The sequence below is a fragment of the Flavobacterium sp. genome, from assembly GCF_013822155.1.
Lineage (GTDB): Bacteria > Bacteroidota > Bacteroidia > Flavobacteriales > Flavobacteriaceae > Flavobacterium.
The window spans coordinates 1-1,827 of record NZ_PNJW01000146.1 but is presented as its reverse complement, the minus strand read 5'-3'; the positions used below and the strand labels follow the sequence as shown (position 1 = coordinate 1,827).

General features: G+C 37.2%; 1 protein-coding gene. It reads left to right on the top strand.

Annotated elements, in window-relative coordinates; translation table 11 throughout:
- The first annotated feature begins 255 nt into the window (after positions 1–255).
- The gene (locus C0512_RS15385; RefSeq protein WP_290863157.1) at positions 256–1,608 is read left to right on the top strand and encodes a DUF262 domain-containing protein; all 1,353 of its coding nucleotides are present in this window, start codon (positions 256–258) and stop codon (positions 1,606–1,608) included.
- Positions 1,609–1,827 lie beyond the last annotated feature (219 nt).

The window sequence follows — 1,827 nt, the reverse complement described above, 5'->3', positions numbered from 1 at the left end:
TGGTGTTAACAAATACTAACTGGCGAAATTTAGGATTGAACTCCCGAATTTCACGCCTGAGCTCATTGCCTAATGTTTGATTATCAGGCAAAATAATCTCGTTTAGGTTTTTATAGCAAAATGATTTTTATTAAAATTTATTGAAATATTTGAATAATAAATAAAGTATTAATCAAAAATTTATAAAAACACATAGGAGACTATTGGACACATAGTTTCGTATATATTACGTTGGCCCTTCAAAATAGAAATCTCATGAAAGAAGAAGAAATTGAACCTGAAATCGACTACTTAGAAGAAGCAGAAAGTAACGATGTAGATTCGTTAGATGAGGGTGAATTAAATCCAGCCGCATCGCCACATAAGAAGGTCGTGCTTGACAAAGCAGATAGGAGCCTCTCAGAGCTTCATAGGTGGTATAAGTCCGGTCGTATAATTATTGATCCTGAATGGCAAAGAAACTATGTCTGGGATTTGTCTAGAGCCTCAAAACTCATTGAATCATTCTTATTAGATATCCCCGTCCCTGTTGTCTATTTTGCCAAAACAGATTCAGGAAAATATGAAGTGATAGATGGCCTTCAGAGATTAACTTCTGTCTTTAACTTTTTTGATAACAAATACAAGCTACAAAGACTTGATCTTCTGAACGAGTACAAAGGAAAGCATTTTCAAGATCTTCCAACAGAAATACAAAATAAACTTGAAGATTCTATATTGCGCTCCTTTGAACTTTCAGACAGCCACGGAGATATTCATTTTGTTGTCTTTGAAAGACTAAACACAGGTGGAATTAAGCTTAATGATATGGAAATCAGGAACTGCCTTTATAGAGGATCACTGAACTCCCTCATAAAAGACTTGGCAAGAAACGAGAATTTCAAGAAGGCAGTCAATCAGAAAAATTTTGATAAGCGTATGCAAGACAGAGCGTTAATTTTAAGGTTTCTGGCTTTTTATGAGCGTACACATCTTAAATGTACATCTGGATTAAAACGATTTCTGAACGAGTTCCTTGATACTTATAAAGATGCCAATGAAGAAAAGATCGCGGAGTATCGCAAGGCTTTTGAAAAATGCATGAAAGCATGTCTGACTGTATTTGGAGACAGTTCATTCAGATTAAAAAGCGATATTGCTAAGCCTGGTAAATTCAGTTCAGGCGAATGGGCTACACGACCAAACGCTGCTATTTTTCAAGTTATGGCAACTTCGTTTTCTATGTATGATCTTGGGCAAGTTACCCAAAAAGCGGACAGTATATACGAGTCATACTTGGATTTGATTAATACAGATCAAATTTGGGTTGATAGAGTTCGGAGAGCGACAGGCGAATCAACCAGATTAAAGTATGTTTTTGACACATGGCTTCAAAGACTTTCAGAGATAATGCAAGACAGCGAACCTCAAGATATCCAAAGAGCTTTTTCTCGGCAGCTCAAAAAAGAAATGTTTGAGTCAGACCCAACATGTTCAATATGCAGAAACAAAATATCTTTAATTGATGATGCTGCAATAGATCACGATATAAGGTACTGGCTTGGAGGGAAGACGATCCCTGAAAATGCAAACCTTACCCACAGATTATGCAACCAAAAAAAGGGCTAATAATTAAGAAAAAGCATGGTAAAGCCAGGCTGGATTCTGCAGCAATTCAGCTTAAGCCGGGCGCTGGCGATTGCTCAATATATTGATTTTATCGCCGTTGGAGTTTTATGTCGCTGAATGTCAAAATGCCAAACAAAGCATGCAACAAGCCTATGCCAACGGTGATTATTCAATGCATCAGAGATGCTAAGCCTTTGGCGTGCACTATTCAACCGTGAG

Coding starts and splice junctions, on each gene's coding strand:
- C0512_RS15385 (WP_290863157.1), top strand. CDS start 256: ATGAAAGAAGAAGAAATTGAACCTGAAATCGACTACTTAGAAGAAGCA.